The sequence below is a fragment of the Paraburkholderia caledonica NBRC 102488 genome (assembly GCF_000685095.1).
Taxonomy (GTDB): domain Bacteria; phylum Pseudomonadota; class Gammaproteobacteria; order Burkholderiales; family Burkholderiaceae; genus Paraburkholderia; species Paraburkholderia caledonica.
In genome coordinates, this window is the sequence record NZ_BAYE01000012.1 from 65,008 (window position 1) to 89,784 (window position 24,777).

Genomic DNA, 24,777 nt, shown 5'->3' on the forward strand with positions numbered 1-24,777 from the left:
ATGGCGGGCGATTCGAGCGTAAATCGCTGATTTTCGGGATATTTCGGCAAGGCCGGCGCACAGCACAAGGATTTTTTTGTATAGTGCGCCGGTTGCTGACGCCCACCGCTTATTCGATGCCCACCCCATTCGCGCGCTACCTTTCTCTCGTTCTGTTGGCTCTCGCGTTGGTGCTGCCTTATGCAGTCGTCAACCATACCTATCCGATTCCGACGTTCTACGCGGAGTTCACCGCGCTCGCGCTGTACCTGTTGATGGGCGCGGGCGTCGTCTTCCTGATCGCGAGTTCGCGGCCGCGTATCGGCTTTGCGTCCCCCGTCGTCGCACTCGTGCCGTTGCTGTTCGGCTTGCTGCTGGTCGCGCAGTCGGTGGTGTTGCCGGTCTCCCAGCCGTCGATGAACTGGCTCGGCGGCGGCTTCCTGCTCGCCGCTTTCATGGCGACGCATGCGGGCTACGGCTTCGTACGCGCGAAGCTCAATGAGACGGCGCTCCGGTGGGCCGCCTCAGCGCTGGTTGTCGGCGGTCTTTACGCGGTGTTCTGCCAGGTCATTCAGCTGTTTCATCTCGAGGCGCGAGTATCACCGCTTGTTGTCGCGTACAACGTGACCGTCGAGCGCCGGCCGTTCGGCAACATGGCGCAGGCGAATCACCTCGCCACTTATATCGCGTTCGCGATGGCGGGCGCATTGTTTCTCGTCCAGACGCGCCGGATCGCCGTCGCCATCTGGGCATTGGTGTCGACGCTATTCGCGGTCGGACTGGCGCTGACCGTCTCGCGCGGACCGTGGCTGCAAATGGGCGTGATCGTGGTAGCGGGTTTCTGGATGGCGTTTGCTCAGACTCGCGCCGAGCCGCAATTGCGCCGAAGTCATCGTCAGTGGCTTATTCCGATCGCGCTAGGGGTGCTGTTCTTTGTCGTCAATGCGCTGATCCGATGGGCCAACGTGCGTTATCACCTGGAGCTGGGGCAGTCCGCGGCCGATCGCTTTAAGGATGCCGGCCAGATCGCGCCGCGGCTCGCGCTTTGGAAATACGGCTGGACGATGTTCCGGACTCATCCGCTGATGGGCGTCGGTTGGGGCGAGTTTCCGAGTTATCAGTATCAGTTCGCGAAGACCCTCGGCGGCGTCGAGATCGCCAACAATTCACACGACATTTTTATCGACCTGCTTGCGAAGACGGGCTTGATCGGCCTCGCGATCGTGCTGTTCGGTCTCGTAACGTGGCTTGTGCGGGCGGTGCGCGCACCGCAGAGCGCCGCGCGGGTTTTCGGCATCGCGCTGATCGGCGTGCTCGTCATGCATGCGCTCGTGGAATATCCACAGCAGTACATGTTCTTCCTGCTGCCTGCCATGTTCGTGTTCGGCCTGCTGGAGACGCGCCCGCTGCGTCTCGTGCCCGCGCGCTTGTCGTTCGGCGCGTTCGCGGTGGTCGTGTTCGGCGGCATTGCTGCGCTGTATCCGGTTTATCGCGATTACGCGCGCGCCGAGGTGCTGTACTACGGCTCGCGTCCGGCCGAACAATATCGCGCCGATCCATCGTTCCTGTTCCAGGCATGGGGCGAATACGGCATGGCCACGCTGTTGCCCATGGATTCGACGGATCTGCAACACAAGCTCGCGATGCACCGTCAGGCGATGGCGCTGTTGCCCGGCGAAACCGTGCTGCGTCGTTATGCGGTGCTGCAGGCGTTGAGCGGCGATACGGCCGCGGCATTCGACACCGTTGAGCGACTGAAAATTTTCGCCCAGGAGTTGAAGGACTGGCCGTCGCAATTGAGCTACCTGTACCAGCTCTGCGATGAGCAGAAGACGCTCGCCGGCTTCAAGGCGGAACTGGTCAAGCGTTATGGCATGCCGTCGGGAGACGTCGCGCCGGACGACGACAGCGACGAGGATTGAGCCGCGCTGTCGTTTGTAAACGAGTCGAAGAGGGGGCTACGTGAGTGGGTATTCAGCCTGCCACCCAGTCCCCCGACTTCCCCCCATGCTTTTCCATCACCCGCACATCAGTGATCGTCATTCCGCGATCCACCGCTTTGCACATGTCGTAGACCGTCAGCAGTCCAACCTGCACGGCGGTGAGTGCCTCCATCTCAACTCCGGTTCTGCCCAGCGTCTCGACTTGCGCAGTGCAATGCACGCCCGGCAGCGTGTCGTCGAGTTCGAAATCCACTTTGACACGCGTGAGCGCAAGCGGATGACATAGCGGGATCAGGTCGGCGGTGCGCTTCGAGCCCTGGATCGCGGCAATGCGCGCGACGCCGATCACGTCGCCCTTTTTGGCATTGCCGTCGCGGATCAATGCGAACGTTTCCGGCAGCATGCGGATCGAACCGCGTGCGATGGCAACGCGCTTCGTCTCCTGCTTGCCGCCGACGTCCACCATGTGCGCGTCGCCGGCAGCGTCGAAATGAGTGAGTTCAGGCATGGTTGGCTCCTTCAGAGGGCGCCTATCATAGCAGTGCAGCGCGCACGTCCGGCTTGCATGAACGAGCCGGATCCGCGCAACGGCTGATTACAATTGCGGCGTGCCCGCTTATCTTAGACCGCTTGTCCTTGAGCGCAGGGCGTCGCTTTCCGAATCCGTCATAGAACTCGTAATGCGTCCGAACCGGTTCCTTGCTGCGTTGCTGTGTGTCGCGCTTGCGGCGCCGCCCGAGGCGTTCGCGCAAGCGCGGGCCGCGTCCGGCGTCGCGCCCGTCGCTACGCAGTCCGCTGAGCCGCCGCTCGTCAGCGGGCCGGTGGAGTCGTATTCCGATCCGATGGTGCCGCCTGAGATCGCCCAAGGTGTGTTCGGCGTGTACGGCGGCGCGGAAAGCCGCTTTTCCGGCAATTTTGGCTTGAACCGCGGCGCCGGCAATTCGACCGGTAGCGGAAGCAACGACGGCTGGCGCGCGCCGATTGCCGCGCAGCAACTACCCGACCTCGGCAGCGGCGGCTCGGGCTCGCTCACGCCGCAGGCGGAGCGCAAGCTCGGCGAACGCGTCATGCGCGACTTGCGCCGGGACCCGGACTATCTCGACGACTGGCTGGTACGCGACTATCTCAACTCAGTCGCCGCGAAGCTCGCCGCAGCGGCCAACGCGCTTTATATCGGCGGCTATCGCCCGGACTTCGATCTGTTCGCGGTGCGCGACACGCAGATCAACGCCTTCTCGCTGCCAGGCGGTTTCATCGGCGTGAACACGGGGCTGATCGTCGCCACGCAAACCGAATCCGAACTCGCGTCCGTGCTCGGTCACGAGATGGGGCACGTCCTGCAGCGCCATATCTCGCGGATGATCACCGCCGGTGAGCGCAGCACCTACGCCGCGCTCGCCAGCATGCTATTCGGCGTTCTCGCGGGCGTGCTCGCGCACAGCGGCGACCTGGGCAGCGCGATCGCGTTCGGCGGCCAGGCTTATGCCGTCGACAACCAGTTGCGTTTCTCGCGATCCGCCGAGCACGAGGCCGACCGCGTCGGTTTTCTCCTGCTCGCCGGCGCAGGCTACGATCCCTATTCGATGATTACGTTTTTCGGCCGGCTCGACCGCGCGGCAATGAGCGACACCGGGATACCGGCGTATGCGCGCACCCATCCGCTGACCGGCGAGCGGATCGCCGACATGGAGGACCGCGCTCGTCGCGCGCCGTACCGTCAGCCGCATCAGGCTGCCGAATACGGGTTCGTGCGTGCGCGAGCGCGTCTGCTGCAGGACCGTTCTCGCAGCGAGTACGCGGACGAGATCTCGCGGATGCGCTCGGAGATCGAGGACCGCACCGCGCTGAACATCGCGGCGAACTGGTACGGCATTGCGTTCGGCCAGATGCTGCTGGAACGTTATGACGACGCGGCGGCTTCGCTCGCGTCGTCGCGCGCGGCGTTTGCCGCAGTCACACAGGCGGCCAGCGATGCCGCCCGCAGTTCGCCGAGCCTCGACGTGTTGGCCGCCGACATCGCGCGGCGCGCGGGCCATGATGACGAAGCCGTCCGTCTCGCCGACCTCGCGCAAAAGCGCTGGCCACAGTCCCACGCCGCTATCGACATGCACATACGCACTCTGCTGACGTTGCGGCGATTCACCGAAGCCCAGGCGCTAGCGCAGAAAGAGACTCAGGCGCAGCCCGATCAGCCCGCATGGTGGTTGTATCTCGCGCAGGCAAGCGCGGGGACTGGCGACGCGCTCACGCGGCGCCGGGCGCTCGCCGAAAAGTTTGCACTCGAAGGCGCGTGGCCGTCGGCGATCCGGCAACTGAAGGACGCGCGCGATATGAAGACGATTGGCTATTACGACCTCGCCACCGTCGACGCCAGACTCCATGAGATGGAGAAGCGCTACATGGAAGAGCGGCTCGACGAGAAGGGCTAGGCGAGTTGAGCGAGGCCGCGCTACGCGAGCATGGTGAGAGGCGCGGCTGTCAATTGAATGCGCAAGCGTGAGCCGCACGAGTTTCGCGGCAGATTGCCGAAAGCTTCTGCCTCAGGTGTTGGCCGCCGGACTTTGCACAAAGCCGAAGCGCGACGCAATATCCGTCCGACGCACGGGCTCCAGCGACAGCTTCACGCCGTCGTTCCAGTGAAATTCGCCGCTCAGCGAATCTTCGGCGAGCGCTGCGTGATCCGCGAAAACTTCGAGATCGTGATCGTGCAACACGGCCACTCGCGGCTGCGCGGAGGTGTCGGCGAACAGAATGCCGCCCTCGTCATCGGCCAATACCGCCGACGGCTCGAAATCGTTGCCTGCGTGGTCTTTCAGCGCCAGCGTGCCGTCGGGTTCGACCACCAGGCGCACGACCCAGGGCGTGTAACCGAGCTCCACATATACGCGCTGCGGACCGTTCTGAAAGAACCATTGCCCGCGTTCGTCGCGCTCGTAATTGCGGTTGATGAAGCCCAGCAACGCCTCGTGACGGATCGGCACGCCCGACGAACCGCTCGCCTGCGCGGTCTCGTCGCGCATACGCCAGTTGCCGCGCCGGTCGAGCATCAGCCAGCCGGTGCAACTCGGTACGTTCGGCCACTTGGCCAACGCCTGTTTGACGATGTCATCCATGATCGACGTGCTGCTCCAGATAGCCGAGCACGCGCCGCGACAACCAGTCGATGCGGCCCGGAAACGGTCCGGTCATGAAGCCGGCGTGGCCACCGTGCCGCGGCTGATCCAGTTCCACCGCCGCCGACACCTCATGCCGTGACGGCAACGCCTCGGCCGGCAGGAACGGATCGTTGCGCGCGTTCAGCACGAGCGTAGGCACCTGTATGTGCGGCAGCAACGGTCGCGTGGTTGCCGCGCTCCAATAATGGTCAGTATTGCGAAAGCCGTGCAGCGGCGCGGTGACGACGTTGTCGAACTCGTACATCGTGCGGCTTGCAAGCATCGCGTCGCGGTCGAAAAGACCCGGAAACTGCACGAGCTTCTGCGAAGCTTTCAGCTTGAGCGTCTTCAGGAAGTTGCGCGTATAGACGAGGCCGAAGCCCTGCGACAACGCTCGGCCGCCAGCGTGCACGTCGATCGGCGTGGAAATCGCGGCGGCGGCGGAGACGATCGCCGCCGCGTCCTCGCGCTGCTCGCCAAGCCAGCGCAGCAGCACATTGCCACCGAGCGAGACGCCCGCTGCGGCGATCGGCCCGCGATGCACAGTGCGCAGGCGTCGCAGGACCCAATCGACTTCATTGCTATCGGCAAGATGATAAAAGCGCGGCAAGCGATTCAGCGGGCCGCTGCAACTGCGGAAATGCGGCACTACGCCATGCCAGCCGTACTCGCGTGCTGCCGCCATCAACGTGGACGCGTAGTGCGATGCCGAACTGCCTTCCAGACCGTGGAACAGAACGAGCAACGGCGCGTCGGCGGCCGGAGTTTCGGCTGCCGTATTCGTTGCAAGCGTCGGGCGTGGCTCGCCGCCGTGCACCACCCAATCGACGTCGATGAAATCGCCGTCAGGCGTATCCCAGCGCTCGCGGCGAAACGCCACCGCCGGACGTCGGGCGAACAGCGACGGCACGATGGTCTGCACATGCTTGTTCGGCAGCCAGAGCGGTGCGCGGTAGAGCAGGTCGATGGCAGCCTCGACGGCAGCTTCGGCGCGCGTCGCGCCCGAAGACGTGGATCCGTCTTGCATCGTTCCCGACGAGGATTTGCTGCGGGGCGTGCTCATGCCGGCCGTGGAGCGAGAGTGCGGCGCTGCCGACCGCGCGTCAGTGAAGCGACCCTTGGCCATGTCGCATCTTGGTGGCGAACTGACTGGCTGCTTCGTTCGGCATAGGGCTCGCGTGAATGTGCGCGATGCGCCACTCGCCGCGTTCGTGAACCATCACGTAGGTGGTGAAGACCATTGCAGGCAAGGCTTTCGGATCGACCGGGCGATGCGCTTCCGCGATCGCGTAGACGACGGTGCCGAGGCTGTCGTACACGCGGATGTCGAGCGGCTCGATCGAGACCGGCGCGGCTTCGAGCTGGATCTGCAAGCCGGCCCGAATGCTGTCGAGGCCATGCAGATGCGAGCCGTCGGCACAGATGCAGCTCACGAACTCTTCATCGATCCACAGGCCCATCAGGCTGTCGATATTGACCTCGGCGACAGCCTGGTAATAGGCGTTGAGGGTATCGGCGGCAGCTTCGAAGATATGGGCAAAACGTGGCATGGCTCGTCAGTCTCTTGTGCGCGGCGCGCGGTTGCGGGGCAGCGGTCAGCGGGACAGTCCGGCGCACCGGACAATCGCCCCGGGCGCCAGAATGCCCGCGCCGCAAGGCGTGAACATGACGCGACGCGCTCAGGGGCGTGCGGTGTTGCGTGCGAGTGCTGCGTACGAGTGCCAGCCGGCTCAGCGATGCGCGAGCAACATGCCGCGCAGATCCCCGAAAACCTGCTCGGCGCTCAACTGCTTCAGACAGTTCAGATGACCAAGCGGACACTCGCGCTGAAAACAGGGGCTGCATTCGAGATGAAGCCATTGTACCTTCGCAAGCTCCGACAAGGGCGGCGTATGGCGCGGATCCGTTGAACCGTAGACGGCCACGAGCGGCCGGCGCAGCGCCGCGGCGACGTGCATCAACCCGGAATCGTTCGTGACGACCGCGTTGGCTCGCGCGATGAGCGCGCATGCTTCGCCGAGCGCCGTTTGTCCGCACAGATTGCGCACGTTGGGCGCTTTCTCGGCGATCGCCTGCGCAAGCGGCGCGTCTTTCGGCGAGCCGAGCGCGACGATCTGCGTGTACGGGAACGACTGTCCGACCATTTGCGCCAGCGCCGCGAAGTGCTCGGGCGGCCAGCGCTTGGCCGGACCATACTCGGCGCCGGGACAGAACACGAGCAGCGGCACGCGCGTGTCGAGGTTAAAGCGCGCCGACACGCGCGACGCTTCGTTCAGATCGGCGTCGAGCCGCGGCATTGGCAGGTCGTCGGGGATTTTGGCGCCAGGAGCGTAGGCGAGGGCGGCGTAATGGCCGACCATCGGCGGACGCTCGTCTTTGCGCGGATTCGCGTGGCGCACGTTCAGCAGGCCAAAACGGCTTTCGCCGGTATAGCCGATCCGCAAGCGGATGCCCGCCATCCACGGAATCAGCGCCGACTTGAACGAGTTCGGCAACACGTACGCCGCGTCGTAGCCGACGTCACGCAAGTCGCTCGCGAGTTGCCAGCGGCGCAGCATCTGCAGCTTGCCGTGCGCGAGGTCGGTCGCGTAGACATCATGGATTTCCGGCATGCGTTCGAGCACGGGCGCGACCCAGGAGGGCGCGACCGCGTCGATGGCGATGCGGGGATGCAGTTTCACGAGGCGCGCAAACAGCGGCTGCGCCATCAATGCGTCACCGATCCAGTTCGGTGCGATAACCAACGCGCGACGCATCAGAGTGATTGTCCGGTGTCGAAACGAAGCGCCGCGCGCGATGCGCGTGGCGCTTCGGATAGGTAAAAATGAAAGGAGAAGCCGTCAGCCGGGCGACGCGATGCCGTCATAGCTGTCATGCCGCGTGGATGCCTTGCTGCTGCGTGCCCGTCTGCTCGCGCTGCCTCGAACGCGCTGCCAATGGAGCGCAACTGAGAGCAACGCGCCGAGACAACGCGTGCGAGACTGAGTCTCGCGCCACCGCGCGTTGCAAATTCACGCGATCAGTCGGACAGGAAATGACAGGCAACTTCGCAGATAACGACAGATAAATAAGGCCGCAGACGAGCGAGTCAGAGCGTGAGCTTTAGTGGCCCTTGATGACTTCGCCGTCGCGCAGCTTGTAACGGGTGCTGCAATAGGGGCAGCGCGCTTCGCCGTGCGTGACGTCGATAAAGACGCGGGGATGTGCGCTCCAGCGCGGCATGGCCGGATTCGGGCAGTACGCCGGGAGGTCTTTTGCCGTCAGTTCGACCAGCGGCATTTCCTTGATATCGCTCATGAGACTTTCTCGTTGTATGCAGGGTGCGTGCGGCGCGCCGTGTCGGGTCGTCGTCAAACGAAGGCGGCCCGAAGCCAGACGCGGCGCGCGTTAGATCTTGGTCAGCCAGTGCGTGTACTTCTCGCTCTTGCCGTTGACGATATCGAAGAAGCCAGACTGCAGCTTCTCCGTGATCGGGCCGCGCGCGCCCGCGCCGATCGTGCGGTTGTCCAGTTCACGGATCGGCGTGACTTCCGCGGCGGTGCCGGTGAAGAACGCTTCGTCGCAGGTATAGACCTCGTCGCGGGTAATGCGCTTTTCGATGACCGGAATGCCCATGTCGCGGGCGAGCGTGATGACCGTGTCGCGCGTGATGCCGTCGAGGCACGACGACAGGTCCGGCGTGTACAGCTTGCCGTTGTTCACGAGGAAAAAGTTTTCGCCGGAGCCTTCCGACACGTAGCCGTCGACGTCGAGCAGCAGCGCTTCGTCGTACCCGTCGGCGATGGCTTCCTGGTTGGCGAGAATCGAGTTCACGTACCAGCCCGACGCCTTCGCGCGGACCATCGACACATTCACGTGATGGCGCGTGAACGACGAAGTCTTTACGCGGATGCCTTTGGCAATGCCGTCTTCACCGAGGTAAGCGCCCCACGGCCATGCCGCGATCGCCACGTGGATGGTGTTGCCCTTGGCCGAGACGCCGAGCTTTTCCGAGCCGACCCAGATGATGGGGCGCAGGTAGCACGACTCGAGCTTGTTCTCGCGGACCACCTCGCGCTGCGCGGCGGCGAGCGTTTCGTGGTCGAACGGCACGTCCATCTGGAAAATCTTGGCCGAGTTCAGCAGACGCTTGGTGTGTTCCTGCAAACGGAAAATCGCGGTGCCGCCGTCTGCTGTTTTGTAGGCGCGCACGCCTTCGAAAACGCCCATGCCGTAATGCAGCGTGTGGGTCAGCACGTGGATCTTGGCATCGCGCCAGTCGATCAGCTTGCCATCCATCCAGATCTTGCCGTCGCGGTCGGCCATTGACATACGATTCTCCAGCAGGTGCGTGTTTATCTGAGCCCCCAGGCCCGTCGCCTCGCGTCAGGCCCCCGAAGGGGCGGGACAGCCGGTACGTGCCGGCGGCTTCCGGTGGGGTGCGGCGAAGAGCGTCATTTTAGCGTCTTTTGCACACGGAACGGGCATTTGGACGCACTTCGGGCGCTATAATTCGGCACACGCATAATTCACATCCGGACGCGCCAGCGGGTGCTTGACGACCTGGCGCCCATTTCCCTTATCGCGGCCACCTGCGCTGGCGCTTTTTCGCCTCATGCTCGCTCGTCTGTCAGATACCGATCGCCGTGCCTTCCGTGAAGGCGCTCGCGACTATTCGCCAACGCTCATGGCGATCTGCTCGTGGGGTCTCGTCACCGGCATCGCAATGAGCAAGTCCGTGCTCACGCTGCCCCAGGCGCTCGCCATGTCGCTGCTGTGCTACGCCGGTTCGTCGCAGCTGGCGGTGCTGCCGCTCCTCGCCGCCAAGCTGCCGGTCTGGACCGTGCTGCTCACGGCCGCCATGGTCAATATGCGTTTCGTGATCTTCAGCGTCGGCCTCGCGCCGCATTTTTCCTATCTGTCGATGTGGCGGCGCATCTCGCTTGGCTACTTCAACGGCGACGTGATCTATCTGCTGTTCGTAAAGAAGAACTTCCCGACCGGCTACGTGCCCGGCAAGGAGGCGTACTTCTGGGGCATGGCGGTGAGCAGCTGGCTGTCGTGGCAGGTCGCGTCGATCGCGGGCATCCTGCTCGCGAGCCTGATTCCCGACAACTGGGGCCTGGCGCTCGCCGGCACGCTTGCGCTGCTGCCAATCATGGTGGCGGCAATCGCGACCCGCTCCACGCTGGTGGCGGTCGGCATCGCGGGCGTCGTCTCGCTTCTCGCGTTCGATCTTCCGTACCGGCTCGCGCTGCCGCTCGCGGTGATCGCGGCGATTATCGCGGGCAGCGCTGCGGATCTGATGGTCGAGCGCGCCGACTTACGGCGCATTCGCGGCGGCGCGGGAGATTCGCGGTGACATCCACGGAAATCTGGCTGGCAATTATCGGCATGACCATCGTCACCGCGGTGACACGCGCGATGTTTCTAATCGGCGGCGAGCGCACGGTTTTGCCCGCGCGCGTTCAGCGCATGCTGCGCTATGCGCCGGCCGCAGCGCTCGCGGCGGTGGTGCTGCCCGACGTACTGGCAACGCCCGAGGGCCTGTCGTTTGCGCCGTCCAACCACGAGTTCTATGCGACGCTGGCCGGCCTCGGATGGTTTCTGTGGCGCCGCACCATGCTTGGCACGATCGTCGTCGGAATGGTGGTGTTCACGATGTTGCGGCTCTTCATGTAACTCCCGTGCGGCCGATGCTGCGCTGCGGCATGCAGCGCGCCGTCCAAATACGGGACATTCGCCCGTTCGCGGGTGAGAAGGCAGTTCGGATCAGTTAAAATGCCCCTTTCCGGGATGACCGCGCCGATGCCTGGCGCCTGCGCCGCGGCCTTGCCGCCGGCCCCCGACTTTGTGGAGCCGCCGTGCCGACGCGCTGGAGTTCACTGCGCCCAAAGCCCTGAGCGACGTCCGCCACCGCCTTCTCATCAACTCGCACACAAACGCCCATGAACAAGGTATTGCGTCTCTCCGATCTGATCGCCGAAGGCAAGCTGTCCGGCAAACGGGTGTTCATCCGCGCCGATCTGAACGTGCCGCAGGACGATCAAGGCAACATCACCGAAGACACCCGCATCCGCGCGTCTGTGCCGGCCGTCAAGGCAGCGCTCGACGCTGGCGCGGCCGTAATGGTCACGTCGCACCTGGGACGTCCGACCGAAGGTGACTTCAAGCCGGAAGATTCTCTCGCGCCGGTCGCAAAGCGTTTCGCTGAACTGCTTGGCCGCGACGTGCCACTCGTCGCGAACTGGGTGGAAAACGGCGTGAACGTCGCGCCGGGCGACGTTGTGCTGTTGGAGAACTGCCGCGTCAACAAGGGCGAAAAGAAAGACTCCGACGAGCTCGCGCAGAAAATGGCGAAGCTCTGCGACATCTACGTGAACGACGCGTTCGGCACCGCGCATCGCGCTGAAGCAACCACGCACGGCATCGCGAAATATGCGCCGGTTGCTTGCGCCGGCCCGCTGCTCGCCGCCGAACTGGAAGCGCTCGGCAAGGCGCTCGGCGCGCCGAAGCGTCCGCTGGTTGCGATCGTCGCGGGCTCGAAGGTGTCGACCAAGCTGACCATTCTGAAGTCGCTGGCCGAGAAGGTCGATCAGCTGATCGTGGGCGGCGGCATCGCCAACACGTTCATGCTGGCGGCCGGTCTGAAGATCGGCAAGTCGCTGGCGGAAGCGGATCTGGTGAACGAAGCCAAGGCGATTATCGACGCGGCGAAAGCACGCGGCGCATCGGTGCCGATCCCTACCGACGTGGTCACGGCCAAAGAGTTCTCGCCGACCGCCAAAGCGGAAATCAAGGCCGTCGCCGATGTCGAGGACGACGACCTGATCCTCGACATCGGGCCGGAAACTGCGAAGGCGCTTGCCGCGCAACTCGAAAAAGCCGGCACCATCGTGTGGAACGGCCCGGTCGGCGTGTTCGAATTCGACCAGTTCGGCAATGGCACGAAGACACTGGCCGACGCCATCGCGAGATCGTCCGCGTTCTCGATTGCGGGAGGCGGCGATACGCTTGCCGCGATCGCCAAGTACGGCATCCACGACAAGGTGAGCTATATCTCGACGGGCGGTGGCGCCTTCCTCGAGTTCCTCGAAGGCAAGAAGCTGCCCGCCGTTGAAGTACTGGAATCGCGGGCTTAACGTGGCGACGCGCTCACCAACGTCGAAATCTGCAAAAGCGGACGGTCAGCGCGGCAAGCCGCGCGACACCGCAACAGCAGCGGCAGGGGAGCGCGCCACGCGCTCCGACGTGGCAACGGCGGCAACGGCGGCCCCGGAGTCGGCGCTTGCCGACACGGTTGCCGCCGCGGTTGCGGCCGTCGGCGAAGCCGCACACGCTGACAGTCATCCAGAAACATCCGGGACTTCTCCCGTGCTCGCGGAGCCGACCACTGCAGGCGACGCCGTTCGATCGGCCAACGACCAGGCTAGCGAATCGGCCGGCCTGCCAGCAGAACTCCCCGATCCGCAAGTCGCGCCCGCTCCCTCACCGGCGCCTCGCGTGCTGGTTTCGAACACTGCTTCACCCCATAAAGCGACGCTGGTTTCAACCGGCGCGCAGCCCCCGGCAGCATCTTTCGGTGCGCAGCCTCCGCATCCGACTCGCAGCGCTCTTTCCAGCGATCCCATCCAGACGAGGAGATTCATGCATCGCGCCACCAAGATTGTCGCTACCATCGGACCGGCTTCCAGCACGCCGGAGATCCTGTTGCAAATGATTCAGGCGGGTGCCGACGTGGTGCGGCTCAATTTCTCGCACGGCACGGCCGACGACCACCGCCAGCGCGCCGAATTCGTGCGCGAGGCGGCTCGCCAGGCAGGCCGCGAGGTCGCCATCATGGCGGACCTGCAAGGCCCGAAGATCCGGGTCGGCAAATTCGAAAACGGCAAGGTTTCGCTCGTCGCGGGCGAGCCGTTTATCCTCGACGCCGATTGCGAACTCGGCAACCAGGAGCGCGCCGGTCTCGACTACAAGGACTTGCCGCGCGACCTGAAGCCGGGCGACGTGCTGCTGCTCAACGACGGCCTGATCGTGCTGAACGTTCAGCGCGTGATCGGCAACGAGATTCATACGATCGTGAAAATCGGCGGCGACCTGTCCAACAACAAGGGCATCAACCGCCAGGGCGGCGGTCTGTCGGCGCCCGCGTTGACCGCGAAGGACATGGAAGACATCCGCACGGCCATGTCGCTTGGCGTCGATTTTGTCGCGGTGTCGTTCCCGAAGAACGCGACCGACATGGAAATGGCTCGCCAGCTGGCGAACATCGCCGGCGCACCTTACGGCATCAAGCCGAAGATGATCGCCAAGATCGAGCGCGCGGAAGCCATTCCTGCGCTGCAGGGCATTCTCGACGCATCCGACGGCATCATGGTCGCGCGCGGCGATCTCGCCGTGGAAGTGGGGAATGCCGCAGTCCCCGCGCTGCAAAAGCGCATGATTCGTATGGCGCGCGAGTCGAACAAGTTCGTGATCACCGCGACGCAGATGATGGAGTCGATGATCTACGCGCCGGTGCCGACCCGCGCCGAAGTGTCGGACGTCGCGAATGCGGTCCTGGACGGTACGGACGCGGTTATGCTGTCGGCGGAATCGGCGGCGGGCAAGTATCCGGTGCAGACCATCGAGACAATGGCCGCGATCTGCGTCGAAGCCGAGAAGTCGGAGCAGTCGGAGCTGGACCGGGATTTCCTCGATCGCACGTTTACGCGCATCGACCAGTCGATCGCCATGGGCGCGCTCTTCACGGCGTTTCACCTTGGCGCGAAGGCGATCGTCGCGTTGACCGAATCGGGTTCGACCGCGCTGTGGATGTCGCGTCACTGGACGCATGTTCCGATCTTCGCGCTCACGCCGCGGGTCGGCAGCGAGCGGGCAATGGCGCTGTACCGCAACGTGACGTCGCTGCATCTGGACACCAACACTGACCGCGACACCGCGTTGCAACAGGCGTTGGAGACGGTGGTCAGCAAGGGGTACGCATCGCGTGGCGACATGGTCGTGCTGACTGTCGGCGAGCCGATGGGGCAGGCCGGCGGCACGAACACGCTGAAGATCGTGCGGGTCGGCGAGCCGTATTGATCGCATGCCCGGCAGATCGGGGTGAGTGAGTTGCACCCGCTCCGATCGGCTGCTTTTCATGGGACCTGAGTAACGCGCTGAAGCGCGAACTCCGGTCGACAGCTGTGCATGACCGGTACTGGCTGGATCGAACGAAGCAGGTTGTCAGGCCCCGCGAGAGGCGGTGCACCGGCCGCGATTGCGTGCGCGGCGTGAAGGAACGGGTGCGCACGGGTATGCAGCTTGCTTCGCCACATCGCCTACAAGATGCCGGCAGCACAAGAATTCGTTTCAATCTAAGGAGTTACAGCATGCCTCTCGTATCAATGCGTCAACTGCTGGACCATGCCGCTGAAAACGGCTACGGCCTTCCGGCATTCAACGTGAACAACCTGGAGCAGGTGCAGGCGATCATGGCGGCGGCCGACAAGGTCAATGCGCCGGTCATCATGCAGGCTTCCGCCGGCGCGCGTAAGTACGCGGGCGAAGCGTTCCTGCGCCATCTGATCGAAGCAGCGGTCGAGTCCTATCCGCACATTCCCGTCGTAATGCACCAGGACCACGGCCAGTCGCCGGCGGTCTGCATGGCAGCGATCCGCAGCGGCTTCACGAGCGTGATGATGGACGGCTCGCTCGAAGCCGACGGCAAAACGGTCGCTTCATACGAGTACAACGTCGACGTATCCCGCAAGGTCGTGGAAGCCGCGCATTCGATCGGCGTGACGGTCGAAGCGGAACTCGGCGTGCTCGGCTCGCTGGAAACCATGAAGGGCGACAAGGAAGACGGCCACGGCGCGGAAGGCACCATGACCCGCGAGCAATTGCTGACCGATCCGGAACAGGCCGCCGACTTCGTCAAGCTGACGCAATGCGACGCGCTCGCAATCGCAATCGGCACGTCGCACGGCGCATACAAATTCAGCAAGAAGCCGACGGGCGACATTCTGTCAATCCAGCGCATCAAGGAAATTCACCAGCGCATTCCGAACACGCACCTCGTGATGCACGGTTCGTCGTCGGTTCCGCAGGAACTGCTCGCGGAAATCCGCGAATTCGGCGGCGACATGAAGGAAACCTACGGTGTGCCGGTCGAGGAAATTCAGGAAGGCATCAAGCACGGCGTGCGGAAGGTCAACATCGACACCGACTTGCGTCTCGCGATCACCGGCGCAATTCGGCGCTACATGGCGACCAATCCGGGCAAGTTCGATCCGCGCGATTACCTGAAGCCGGCGCGTGAAGCTGCGATGAAGATCTGTATCGAGCGCTACACGCAATTCGGCTGCGAAGGCCAGGCTGGCAAGATCAAGCCCGTTTCGCTTGATAAAATTGCGGAGAAGTACAAGTCGGGCGAGCTTGCGCAGGTCGTCCGCTAAGCGGTATTTGCTTCAGCGCAGGCTCTACACCTGACCGTCTGGCCAGGTTGTCGTTAGATCGCCGTTCCCGCATCATCCGGGGAACGGCGTTTCCCTTTTGTTCCGGTCACACTTTTTGCCTTACTTTTAGCGAACCACGACGATGTCTACCCTCTACGAATCCACGCTCCGCTCGCTGCCGTTGCTCGGCCGCGGAAAAGTCCGCGACAACTATGCAGTGGGCAACGACCAGTTGCTGATCGTCACGACCGACCGTCTGTCGGCGTTCGACGTCATCATGGGCGAGCCGATTCCGAATAAGGGGTGCGTGCTCAACGAAATGGCGAACTTCTGGTTCGAAAAGCTCAAGCACGTGGTGCCGAATCACCTGACCGGCGTGGCGCCGGAATCGGTGGTGGCGGCGGACGAAGTCGAGCAGGTCAAGGGCCGCGCGGTCGTCGTGAAGCGCCTCGAGCCGATCCTCGTTGAAGCCGTGGTGCGCGGCTATCTGGCCGGCAGCGGCTGGAAAGACTACCAGGCCACGGGTTCTGTGTGCGGCGTCGAATTGCCGGCTGGTCTGCAAAACGCGCAAAAGCTGCCTGAGCCGATCTTCACGCCGGCAGCCAAGGCTGAGATGGGCCATCACGATGAAAACATCACGTACGACGACATGGAGCGTCGCATCGGCACCGAACTGTCGGCCACGATCCGCGACATTTCGATCAGGCTGTACAAGGAAGCTGCGGATTACGCCGCCACGCGCGGCATCATCATCGCCGACACGAAGTTCGAGTTCGGTCTGGACAACCACGGCAAGCTGTACCTGATGGACGAGGCGCTCACCGCCGACTCGTCGCGCTTCTGGCCGGCCGACCAGTATCAGGTCGGCACCAATCCGCCGTCGTTCGACAAGCAGTTCGTGCGCGACTGGCTGGAAACGCAGGACTGGGCGAAAGAGCCGCCCGCGCCGAAGCTGCCGGACGACGTTATCCAGAAGACGGGCGAGAAGTACCAGGAAGCGCTCGAACGCCTGACCGGGCAGAAGCTCGCCTGACCAGATCCGCGACGTTCGAGAAAAGGAAGCCGCAAGATGAGTGAAGCACAGACCCACACACATGGCGCGCCGGTTATCGGCGTGTTGATGGGCTCCAGTTCCGACTGGGAAGTAATGAAGAACGCCGTCGCGATCCTGCAGGAATTCGGCGTGCCCTACGAGGCAAAGGTCGTCTCCGCGCACCGCATGCCGGACGAAATGTTCGCCTATGCTGAAAGCGCGCGCGAGCGCGGTATCCGCGCGATCATCGCGGGCGCGGGCGGCGCGGCGCATCTGCCGGGCATGCTGGCAGCCAAGACCACGGTGCCGGTGCTCGGCGTGCCGGTGGCGAGCAAGTATCTGAAGGGTGTCGACTCGTTGCACTCGATCGTGCAGATGCCGAAAGGCGTGCCCGTCGCCACATTTGCAATCGGCGAAGCGGGCGCGGCGAATGCGGCGCTGTTCGCGGTCTCGATTCTGAGCGGCACGAGCGGCGAATATGCAGCCAAGCTCGCGGCGTTCCGCGTGCGCCAGAACGAAGCGGCCCACGCAATGGTATTGCCGGCGCTGTAAGCGCGCGCCGAAAAATGGGCCGATGCATCTGCTGAAAACGGACTCAGTAACGGCTCGATTGATACACACAGTCCTCTGTCAGACCCACCGGCCGGACGGTTGCCATTGCAGGAGTTGCAGAACTGCAGGCACACCCGGTCGCGACCGACCACTAAGATGAACCCAGACAACACACCGGTTTCACCGATTTTGCCCGGCGCATGGCTCGGCATGGTTGGTGGCGGCCAGCTCGGCCGCATGTTCTGCTTTGCCGCTCAGGCAATGGGCTATCGCGTCGCCGTGCTCGATCCGGATGAAAGCAGTCCCGCGGGCTCGGTCGCCGACCGCCATCTGCGCGCGGCCTACGACGATGAAGCGTCGCTGACCGAACTCGCCCGGCTGTGCGCGGCGGTATCGACCGAATTTGAGAACGTGCCGGCCGCGAGCCTCGACTTCCTCGCGAAGACCACGTTCGTGAGCCCGGCCGGCAGGTGCGTCGCCGTGGCCCAGGATCGCATCGCCGAGAAGCGCTTTATCGCGTCGTCGGGCGTGACGGTCGCGCCGCACGTGGTGATCGAATCGTCGGACGCGCTCGCCGCGCTTGACGATGCGAAGCTCGAAGCCGTGTTGCCCGGCATCCTCAAAACGGCTCGCATGGGTTACGACGGCAAGGGCCAGGTTCGTGTGCGCAACGCCGCCGAAGTGCGCGAGGCGTATGCGTCGCTCGCCGGCGTGCCGTGCGTGCTGGAAAAGCGCTTGCCGCTGAAGTTCGAAGTTTCCGCGCTGATCGCGCGCGCGGCGAGCGGCGCTTCGGTCGTGTACCCGCTCGCGCAAAACACGCATCGCGACGGCGTGCTGTCGCACACCATCGTTCCGGCGCCGGACGCAAGCGCCACACTCGTCGAGCAGGCGCAACAAGCCGCGCTGCAGATCGCCGACAAGCTCGGCTATGTCGGCGTGCTGTGTGTCGAATTCTTCATTCTCGAAGACGGCTCGCTCGTGGCCAATGAAATGGCGCCGCGTCCGCACAACTCCGGGCATTACACCGTCGACGCCTGCGCGACCAGCCAGTTCGAACAGCAGGTGCGTGCAATGACCGGCATGCCGCTTGGCGACACCCGCCAGCATTCGCCGGCAGTCATGCTGAACATTCTCGGCGACGTCTGGTTCCCAGGTGGCCCGAAGGGCGCGTCGGTCACGCCGCCATGGCACGAGGTCGCGGCGATGCCGGCGGCGCGTCTGCATCTGTACGGCAAGGAAGAAGCCCGTTGCGGCCGCAAGATGGGCCATGTGAATTTCACGGCTGCGACGCTCGAAGAAGCGCGCACGGCGGGGCGCGACTGCGCGCGGCTGCTACACATCGCCACGAGCTGACGCGCGAGCCATGCCCAATCACCAGCAACCCGCCCAAGCCGGTGCAGACGCCGCAAATGCTCTGCCCGTGAGCGCCGAGCAAATCGAGCACGCAGCGGCGCTGCTCGACGCAGGCGGCCTCGTCGCGTTTCCCACGGAGACGGTCTATGGGCTCGGCGGCGACGCCGAGAACCCAGACGCGGTGGCTCGCATTTATGCGGCGAAGGGCCGGCCGGCGAATCATCCGGTGATCGTGCATCTGGCTCCGCAGGGCGATCCGCACTACTGGGTCGAGTATTTGCCTCAGGAAGCGCAGCGTTTGATCGACGCGTTCTGGCCTGGGCCGCTCACGCTCATCCTGAAGCGCGCCGCGCGCATACCCTCGGCGGTCAGCGGCGGGCAGGATTCGGTTGGACTGCGCTGTCCTTCGCATCCTGTAGCGCAAGCGTTGCTGCAGGCGTTCAGCGCGTTGCGCGATGGACATGGCGGCGTCGCGGCGCCCTCGGCGAATTGCTTTGGGCACGTGAGTCCGACCACCGCACAACATGTTCGCGAGGAGTTCGGCAGCGCGATTCATGTGCTCGACGGCGGCGCGTCCGACGTCGGTATCGAATCGACAATCGTCGATTTGTCGCGTGGTTTTCCAGCTTTGCTGCGACCGGGCCGCGTCACGCCGCAAGACATCGCCGACGTGCTCGGTGAAGCCCCGCGCCTTCCCGACGGCTCCGACGCAACGGCGCCCCGTGCGTCCGGAACGCTGAAGGCGCACTACGCGCCTCGCACGCCGTTGGCGCTGTTGTCGTTCTCTGCGCTGGAACCGGTGCTGGCCGCCCGCGAGCCGGGCGAGCGCGTTGCGCTGGTTGCCCGCGCTTCGCGCGCGGGGCATTGGGCCGACGCCGAAGGCGTGCATTTCATTGCGGCCCCGGAAGATCCGCATGTGTATGCACGCGAGTTGTACGGCTTGCTGCGGGCGCTCGATCGTGCCGACGTCACGCGCATTTTGATCGAGAAGTTGCCGGATACGATCGAATGGATCGCCGTGAATGACCGCCTGGGCCGCGCGGCGGCGGCGTTCGAAGCGCAAAGCCACGCCTGAGCTCTCGCGTCTCCCAAAGCGCTCCAGAGCAGCGCAAGCGCGCAATAAAAAACGCCTGGCTGCAATCGACACACTCACACAGTCGATCAGCCAGGCGTTTCGCATTCCAACCTTCACAGCTCAAGACCGCGTCACGCGCGGTCTCCCGAACTCCACTTATTTACCCAGCCCGGTCGCCGCGATCTGCTGCTGGACATACTGCGCGAACAACGCGTGCATGTGCGTGCTCGGGTGGACCGTGTCCGCGAACATGTAGGTCTGGTCGGCACCGGCCGCCGTGTAGGTTTGCGGCGAGCAGAACAGCGAAGAGGCGAACTGGCTGCCGTACTGCTCCGGAGTCAGTCCGTTCGTGGCGGCGGGATTGGTCCGGGCGTAAGCCGTTGCGTTGGCCTGCATCGCGCTCAGGTTGCACGCGGTGTCGGTGTTGGACACCGTGAAGCCGAGCGCCTTGTAGTTCGGCAACTGCTGATCCTGCCATGCGAACGCATCGACCACGATCACTTTGCCCGTGCCCACGAGGCCGAGCGCCGTGAGGTTTTGAACGAAGAGATAGTTATACGCGGCGGCGATTCCCGACAGCAGCGCGGCGGAACCCGGTGTCTTCGCGTTGGATGCGACGCCAAGCGGCGTATTGCCAATGTCGGGCACAGTCGAGACCACCACGTGGGTCGCACCCGCGCCAACAATGGTTTTGACTTGCGCGGCCAGTTGGGCGGCGGCCTGAGCGACTTGCGGGTTAGCCAGCTGCTGCAGATAGCCGACGATAAACGCGACCTGGCCTGCCTGTGTGTTCGGCAGCTTGCCCGCCTGCACGAGCAGAGGGTATTGCGTCTGTAGCGCGGTGCCGAGCGCGGTCAGGTTAGCGGTGTTTTCCGCGAACTGGAAGATGTCGTTCGCTCCGCCGTTCACGAGCACCAGCTGATTCGGGTTGAAGCTCGAATGGGCACCGAGGTAGTTCGCGACCTGAGTCACGATGGGCACCGTCGTGGCTGCCATGTTGTTAGGCGCCCAGCCTTTGCCCTGAGCATTAACGACGTCCGAGCCGCCCTGGGCATAACCGTAGCCGCCCGTTGCGACCAGCGGCTGGCCGAAGCCGCCGAGGTATGCCGGCTTCAAGGTGTCGCCGTAATACTCTGCCACTTTCTGCGTCCACACTTCGCCCGGATTGGTCGTGAAGCGACCGCCGCCGAAGCTGCCCTGAATCACCGGCGAATAGGTGCCGGCGTCCGACAGGCTGTCGCCGAACGAAACGACTTGCAACTTGACGCCGCCCGCAGGCGTGCTGCTGGCGTTGTTGTTATTGTCGCTGCCACCGCCGCACGCGGCGAGCAGCGCAAACGCCGCGCTCGCGATGGCGGTTTGCGAGAGGCGCAACCAATGCTGTTTCCTCGATGCTGTGTGCTTCATGTTGACTACATCTCCTCGTATGTTTGGCCCTTGCGCCATGTATTGCAGGCCGCGTCCACCGCGTCGGCGGCGTGACGACAGCTTACAGAATCTTCTACGGTCTGCGTCGTGCGGAAAACGCGGCCCTATCGTTGGTGTCGTTGATGGTTGCGTGCGCAAGCGCGGCCGTTGAGCCGCCGCTGCTACGCGCGTGATAATCGGCCGCCCACGCGGGCGGTGCGAAAAGCGCTCGCAGCTTGTTGCGCGCGCCGTGCACGCTCGCGAAGTCGCGCGTCATCGACGCCCATTCGTGGAACGTCACCTTCAGCGGGTTATACGTATCGAGCGGCTCCACGATGCCGTACACGGGCGGCTCGCGCGGGTCCTCGTCGACGTAGCTGCCGAACAGCCGGTCCCAGACCACGAGCACGCCAGCGAAGTTGCGATCGATATAGCGGTCATTGCGCGCGTGATGCACGCGATGAATCGACGGCGTGTTGAATATGTACTCGAGCCAGCCGAGCTTGCTGCCGAATTTACCGATCGCCTGCGTATGCACGAAAAACTGGAAGCCCAGGTTGATCAGCACGATAGCGACGATCTGCTTCGGCGGAAACCCGAGTACGGCGAGCGGAATCCAGAAGATCCACATGCCAGCCACCGGATACATCAGGCTCTGGCGGAACGCGGTCGAAAAATTCATCCGCACCGACGAGTGGTGCACGACATGCGCGGCCCATAGCCATCGCACGCGGTGGCTGCAACGGTGAAACACGTAGTAGAGCAGATCCTGCGCGACGAACAGCACGGCAAACGAAAGCCAGCCTGCGTGCCACGTGTAGACGCGGTAGTGATCGTAGAAGAATGCATAAACAGGGATGATCGCGAGCCAGGCGAGCTTGTCGGCGGCTTGCTGCATGAGCGCGAGCGCTACGTTGCACAGCGTGTCGCGCCAGCTATAGAGCCGCGCGCCGGGGCGCGTTCGCCGCAGGTGCCACGCCTCCCAGCCGATACATGCGAGAAAGACTGGCGCCATGGCGAGCAGCAGCAATTCGGCGTCGAATTGCATGGTGTCTTCCTCCGTGGTCCCTTGTCGCCGCGTGATATGCCGCGGTGTTTTGTCGTGTTGCTGTGCGAGCGCGCAGCGCGTCTCGGACACTGCTCGACAGCGTACACGCTTAAGGTCTCACCGCGCGCCGCCTTCGCTAGAAGGAATCCTCAATGCGCGTCGTGTTTGCGCGGGTTTTTCCTGGGCTTGCCATGTGGTGCCACGCTGGCCGATTCCGCGACAGGCGCCGAGATTCTGCTGAAGCCTTGGTTTGGTCCTTGATACACCCATTCGAGCAGCGCGTCGTGCGCGGCGCGCGCGGCCTCAGAGTGCGGATCGTTGATGAAGCTCACCACCACGTAGCTGTTGCCGTCCGCCGATGCCACGTAGCCCGCAATCGCCCGCACGTCGCGCAAGGTGCCGGTCTTGATTTGCGCGTTGCCGCCCGCGCCCTGGTTGGTCAGCCGGTTGCGCATGGTGCCGTCGACACCGGCGATCGGCAGCGACTGCACGAACACCTGGGCGACAGGGCTCGCGTTGGCGCGTTGCAGCAGGTCGGCGAGCGACAGCGCGGTGATGTGCTCCTCGCGCGAGAGGCCCGAGCCGTTGTCGAGCGTCAGATATTCCATGTCGATGCTGTCACGCCGCAGGAACGCCTCGATCGCGCGGGCTGACTTGGCGGGCGTCGCAGGCCCTTTTTCTTCAGCCGCTCCGATCGACAGGAACAGGTTGCGCGCCATTGTGTTGTTGCTGAACTTGTTGATGTCGCGAACGATATCTGACAGCACCGGCCCCTGATGCGTGGCCACCGGTTTTGCGCCGACGGGCACGGCGCCTTCACGCGTCGCGCCGCTGAAGGTGCCGCCCGTCTGCTGCCACAAAGCGAGGAAGCCGCCCGCGAAGAACGCCGAGTGATCGAGCACCGCGACGTTGACGGTGCGCGGGCCGCAGCGCACCGAATAGTCGCCGGCGAACGATGCGACGAGCGTGCCGTTCGGCGTCGGCGTGACGGTGGGCGACACGGATGCCGCTTCGCCGCGGCATGGGCCGTTGACCGCGCGCATCTGATTGTCGATCTGCAACTGTGCAAGCGCGGGTAGCACGTCGATCGTGACGGTGCCGTCCGATGAAGGCGTCAAGGTGAACGATAGCGACTTGAATGCGTACAGCAGCGGGTCGGGCCCGACGTTATACGGCGCGCTCGCGTCGTCGTCGAACGGCGGCAGATCGCGCGTCGACGGATCGAAGTAGCGCTTGTCTAGCACGAGCGCGCCGTCTATACCGCGAATCCCCGCCTTGTGGATCTTCTGCACGAGGTCGATGAGTTCTTCGGGCACGAGCTTCGGGTCGCCCGTACCTTGAATGTACAGATTGCCGTGCAGCACGCCGTTGGCGTCGACTGTGCCGTCGGCGTACGCGTTGGTGCGCCAGCGGTAGTCGGGGCCCAGAATCGACAGACCGGAGTAGGTGGTGACGAGCTTCATCGTCGAGGCGGGCATCATCGGCTTGCCCGCATTCAGCGCGACGATCGGCGTGCGATCGCCGACTTTTTCGATGACCACGCTGATCGACGACAACGGCACATGCGCGCGCTGCAAGCCGATCATCACCGATTGCGGCAACACGGTGCTGACGTTGACGCTCGGATGTGCCGCCTTGACGCGCGCCTGCGCAGCAAGCGGCAGCGACGCGCCACCGGCGAGCGCGGCACAAACGAGCAGCCATGCGCTCGCGTGCGACGCCGCGCGGCGCGGCGCGACAGAAACAGAGCAGGCGGACAAGGATGCGATGAACGACGACGTTAAGCGCGAGCGCAGCGCCGCTTTATGAAGATGGCGTGCGGCGAAAGACAGGAAAGCGTGCGTCATGGACGGGCGAGAAAGCAAAATGTCAGGGCGTGCAGCACGCGGCGATTCAAAGCAATGGAGATGCGCTGCACGAAGGTTCGCAGCGCGTCGGCGAGTTCGTCATTGCGCATGCGGCATTGAGGCATTCGAGCTCGCGCGCATTGCTTGCGTACTACGTGAGTCAAGCCCCAAAACCGCCGCGCGATGCAAAGCGCCCATTGTAGTGACATGCCGCCGGCCTGCGGTGAAAAAAGCGCCACACGGCGCGCACGCGCAGAGCGGGCGCTAGAATGCGGCATCATCGAATGTTGAGGAAACGGGATCATGCGCATCTTGCTAGTCGAAGACGACCGGATGATCGCCGAGGGCGTACGCAAGGCGCTGCGCGGCGAAGGCTTCGCGGTCGACTGGGTGGAAGACGGCGAAGCGGCGCTCAGCGCGGCGGGCAGCCAGCCCTACGACCTCGTATTGCTCGACCTTGGGCTGCCCAAGCGCGACGGTCTGGATGTGTTGCGCACGCTGCGCGCGCGCGGCCACGCTTTGCCGGTGCTGATCGTCACGGCGCGCGACGCGGTGGCCGACCGCGTGAAGGGTCTCGACGCCGGCGCGGACGATTACCTCGTCAAGCCATTCGATCTCGACGAACTCGGCGCGCGTATGCGCGCACTGATCCGTCGTCAATCGGGCCGCAGCGATTCGACAATCCGCCACGCCAACCTGACGCTCGATCCCGCGTCGCATCAGGTCACGCTCGACGGCGCGCCGGTGGCCTTATCGGCGCGAGAGTTTGCGCTGCTCGAAGCGCTGCTCGCCCGGCCCGGCGCCGTGCTCTCGAAGAGTCAGCTGGAAGAAAAAATGTACGGCTGGGGCGAGGAGATCGGCAGCAATACCGTCGAGGTCTACATTCATGCGCTGCGCAAGAAGCTCGGCGCGGACCTGATCCGCAACGTGCGTGGCCTTGGCTACATGATTGCCAAGGAAGCCTGAG

The 24,777-nt window shown here is 64.2% G+C and carries 23 protein-coding genes; 12 read left to right on the forward strand and 11 right to left on the reverse strand.

What is annotated here, in order from left to right:
- Window positions 1–116: 116 nt before the first annotated feature.
- Window positions 117–1,901: a PglL family O-oligosaccharyltransferase gene (locus tag BCA01S_RS22570; protein ID WP_027778871.1), complete on the forward strand. Its 1,785-nt coding sequence runs from the start codon at window positions 117–119 to the stop codon at window positions 1,899–1,901.
- A gap of 52 nt (window positions 1,902–1,953) precedes the next feature.
- Here the strand turns inward: BCA01S_RS22570 and moaC are convergent, their stop codons facing one another.
- Window positions 1,954–2,430, reverse strand: coding sequence for a cyclic pyranopterin monophosphate synthase MoaC (moaC, locus tag BCA01S_RS22575; RefSeq protein ID WP_027778872.1), 477 nt, complete (start codon window positions 2,428–2,430; stop codon window positions 1,954–1,956).
- Between the two features lie 172 nt (window positions 2,431–2,602).
- Between moaC and BCA01S_RS22580 the strand changes: the two genes are divergently transcribed.
- Entirely contained in the window at window positions 2,603–4,351 is a 1,749-nt protein-coding gene (locus BCA01S_RS22580; RefSeq protein WP_027778873.1) for a M48 family metalloprotease, read from the forward strand.
- Between the two features lie 111 nt (window positions 4,352–4,462).
- Here BCA01S_RS22580 and BCA01S_RS22585 read toward each other — a convergent pair whose 3' ends face one another.
- From BCA01S_RS22585 to BCA01S_RS22615, 6 genes are all read right to left on the reverse strand, one after another.
- On the reverse strand, window positions 4,463–5,035 hold the full coding sequence (locus tag BCA01S_RS22585) for a DUF2946 family protein (RefSeq protein WP_027778874.1): 573 nt from the start codon (window positions 5,033–5,035) through the stop codon (window positions 4,463–4,465).
- Window positions 5,028–6,140, reverse strand: coding sequence for a YheT family hydrolase (locus tag BCA01S_RS22590; protein WP_027778875.1), 1,113 nt, complete (start codon window positions 6,138–6,140; stop codon window positions 5,028–5,030). Before BCA01S_RS22590 ends, BCA01S_RS22585 begins: the two co-directional genes overlap by 8 nt.
- 40 nt (window positions 6,141–6,180) lie before the next feature.
- Window positions 6,181–6,627 (reverse strand): nuclear transport factor 2 family protein, encoded by a 447-nt coding sequence (locus BCA01S_RS22595; RefSeq protein ID WP_020069241.1) that lies wholly within the window; start codon window positions 6,625–6,627, stop codon window positions 6,181–6,183.
- Window positions 6,628–6,807: 180 nt separating this feature from the next.
- Window positions 6,808–7,833 carry a lipopolysaccharide heptosyltransferase II gene (waaF, locus tag BCA01S_RS22600; RefSeq protein WP_027778876.1) on the reverse strand — a complete coding sequence of 342 codons (1,026 nt, stop codon included), beginning with the start codon at window positions 7,831–7,833 and terminating at the stop codon, window positions 6,808–6,810.
- 346 nt (window positions 7,834–8,179) lie between these two features.
- On the reverse strand, window positions 8,180–8,374 hold the full coding sequence (locus tag BCA01S_RS22610) for a zinc-finger domain-containing protein (protein ID WP_020069238.1): 195 nt from the start codon (window positions 8,372–8,374) through the stop codon (window positions 8,180–8,182).
- Between the two features lie 90 nt (window positions 8,375–8,464).
- Window positions 8,465–9,388 (reverse strand): branched-chain amino acid transaminase, encoded by a 924-nt coding sequence (locus BCA01S_RS22615; protein WP_027778877.1) that lies wholly within the window; start codon window positions 9,386–9,388, stop codon window positions 8,465–8,467.
- Window positions 9,389–9,671: 283 nt separating this feature from the next.
- Between BCA01S_RS22615 and BCA01S_RS22620 the strand changes: the two genes are divergently transcribed.
- From BCA01S_RS22620 to BCA01S_RS22660, 9 genes are all read left to right on the forward strand, one after another.
- A complete protein-coding gene (locus BCA01S_RS22620; protein ID WP_027778878.1) occupies window positions 9,672–10,418 on the forward strand; it encodes an AzlC family ABC transporter permease in 747 nt (248 codons plus the stop codon).
- A complete protein-coding gene (locus BCA01S_RS22625) occupies window positions 10,415–10,738 on the forward strand; it encodes an AzlD domain-containing protein (RefSeq protein ID WP_027778879.1) in 324 nt (107 codons plus the stop codon). The genes BCA01S_RS22620 and BCA01S_RS22625 overlap by 4 nt, the downstream gene beginning before the upstream one ends.
- Window positions 10,739–11,004: 266 nt before the next feature.
- Window positions 11,005–12,198: a phosphoglycerate kinase gene (locus tag BCA01S_RS22630; protein ID WP_027778880.1), complete on the forward strand. Its 1,194-nt coding sequence runs from the start codon at window positions 11,005–11,007 to the stop codon at window positions 12,196–12,198.
- A 505-nt stretch (window positions 12,199–12,703) separates the two neighbouring features.
- A complete protein-coding gene (pyk, locus tag BCA01S_RS22635) occupies window positions 12,704–14,140 on the forward strand; it encodes a pyruvate kinase (RefSeq protein WP_020069233.1) in 1,437 nt (478 codons plus the stop codon).
- Between the two features lie 290 nt (window positions 14,141–14,430).
- Complete coding sequence (gene fba, locus BCA01S_RS22640) at window positions 14,431–15,495, forward strand: class II fructose-bisphosphate aldolase (protein WP_020069232.1); 1,065 nt, start codon at window positions 14,431–14,433, stop codon at window positions 15,493–15,495.
- 142 nt (window positions 15,496–15,637) lie between these two features.
- A complete protein-coding gene (locus tag BCA01S_RS22645) occupies window positions 15,638–16,528 on the forward strand; it encodes a phosphoribosylaminoimidazolesuccinocarboxamide synthase (protein WP_027778881.1) in 891 nt (296 codons plus the stop codon).
- Between the two features lie 36 nt (window positions 16,529–16,564).
- Window positions 16,565–17,080 (forward strand): 5-(carboxyamino)imidazole ribonucleotide mutase, encoded by a 516-nt coding sequence (gene purE, locus BCA01S_RS22650; RefSeq protein ID WP_027778882.1) that lies wholly within the window; start codon window positions 16,565–16,567, stop codon window positions 17,078–17,080.
- Window positions 17,081–17,236: 156 nt separating this feature from the next.
- Window positions 17,237–18,433: a 5-(carboxyamino)imidazole ribonucleotide synthase gene (locus tag BCA01S_RS22655; protein ID WP_027778883.1), complete on the forward strand. Its 1,197-nt coding sequence runs from the start codon at window positions 17,237–17,239 to the stop codon at window positions 18,431–18,433.
- Between the two features lie 10 nt (window positions 18,434–18,443).
- Window positions 18,444–19,508, forward strand: a complete 1,065-nt coding sequence (locus BCA01S_RS22660) for an L-threonylcarbamoyladenylate synthase (protein WP_027778884.1) — start codon at window positions 18,444–18,446, stop codon at window positions 19,506–19,508.
- Between the two features lie 156 nt (window positions 19,509–19,664).
- Here the strand turns inward: BCA01S_RS22660 and BCA01S_RS22665 are convergent, their stop codons facing one another.
- From BCA01S_RS22665 to BCA01S_RS38065, 4 genes are all read right to left on the reverse strand, one after another.
- Window positions 19,665–20,915, reverse strand: a complete 1,251-nt coding sequence (locus BCA01S_RS22665) for an SGNH/GDSL hydrolase family protein (RefSeq protein ID WP_027778885.1) — start codon at window positions 20,913–20,915, stop codon at window positions 19,665–19,667.
- A 94-nt stretch (window positions 20,916–21,009) separates the two neighbouring features.
- Window positions 21,010–21,963, reverse strand: coding sequence for a sterol desaturase family protein (locus BCA01S_RS22670; RefSeq protein ID WP_027778886.1), 954 nt, complete (start codon window positions 21,961–21,963; stop codon window positions 21,010–21,012).
- 149 nt (window positions 21,964–22,112) lie between these two features.
- Window positions 22,113–23,810, reverse strand: a complete 1,698-nt coding sequence (gene dacB / locus BCA01S_RS22675; protein WP_027778887.1) for a D-alanyl-D-alanine carboxypeptidase/D-alanyl-D-alanine endopeptidase — start codon at window positions 23,808–23,810, stop codon at window positions 22,113–22,115.
- On the reverse strand, window positions 23,807–24,115 hold the full coding sequence (locus BCA01S_RS38065) for a hypothetical protein (RefSeq protein WP_146221181.1): 309 nt from the start codon (window positions 24,113–24,115) through the stop codon (window positions 23,807–23,809). Before BCA01S_RS38065 ends, dacB begins: the two co-directional genes overlap by 4 nt.
- On the opposite strand from BCA01S_RS38065, the gene BCA01S_RS22685 reads away from it, so the two are divergent.
- A complete protein-coding gene (locus BCA01S_RS22685; protein ID WP_020069223.1) occupies window positions 24,114–24,776 on the forward strand; it encodes a response regulator in 663 nt (220 codons plus the stop codon). The two genes, BCA01S_RS38065 and BCA01S_RS22685, sit on opposite strands and share 2 nt — an antisense overlap.
- Window position 24,777 lies beyond the last annotated feature (1 nt).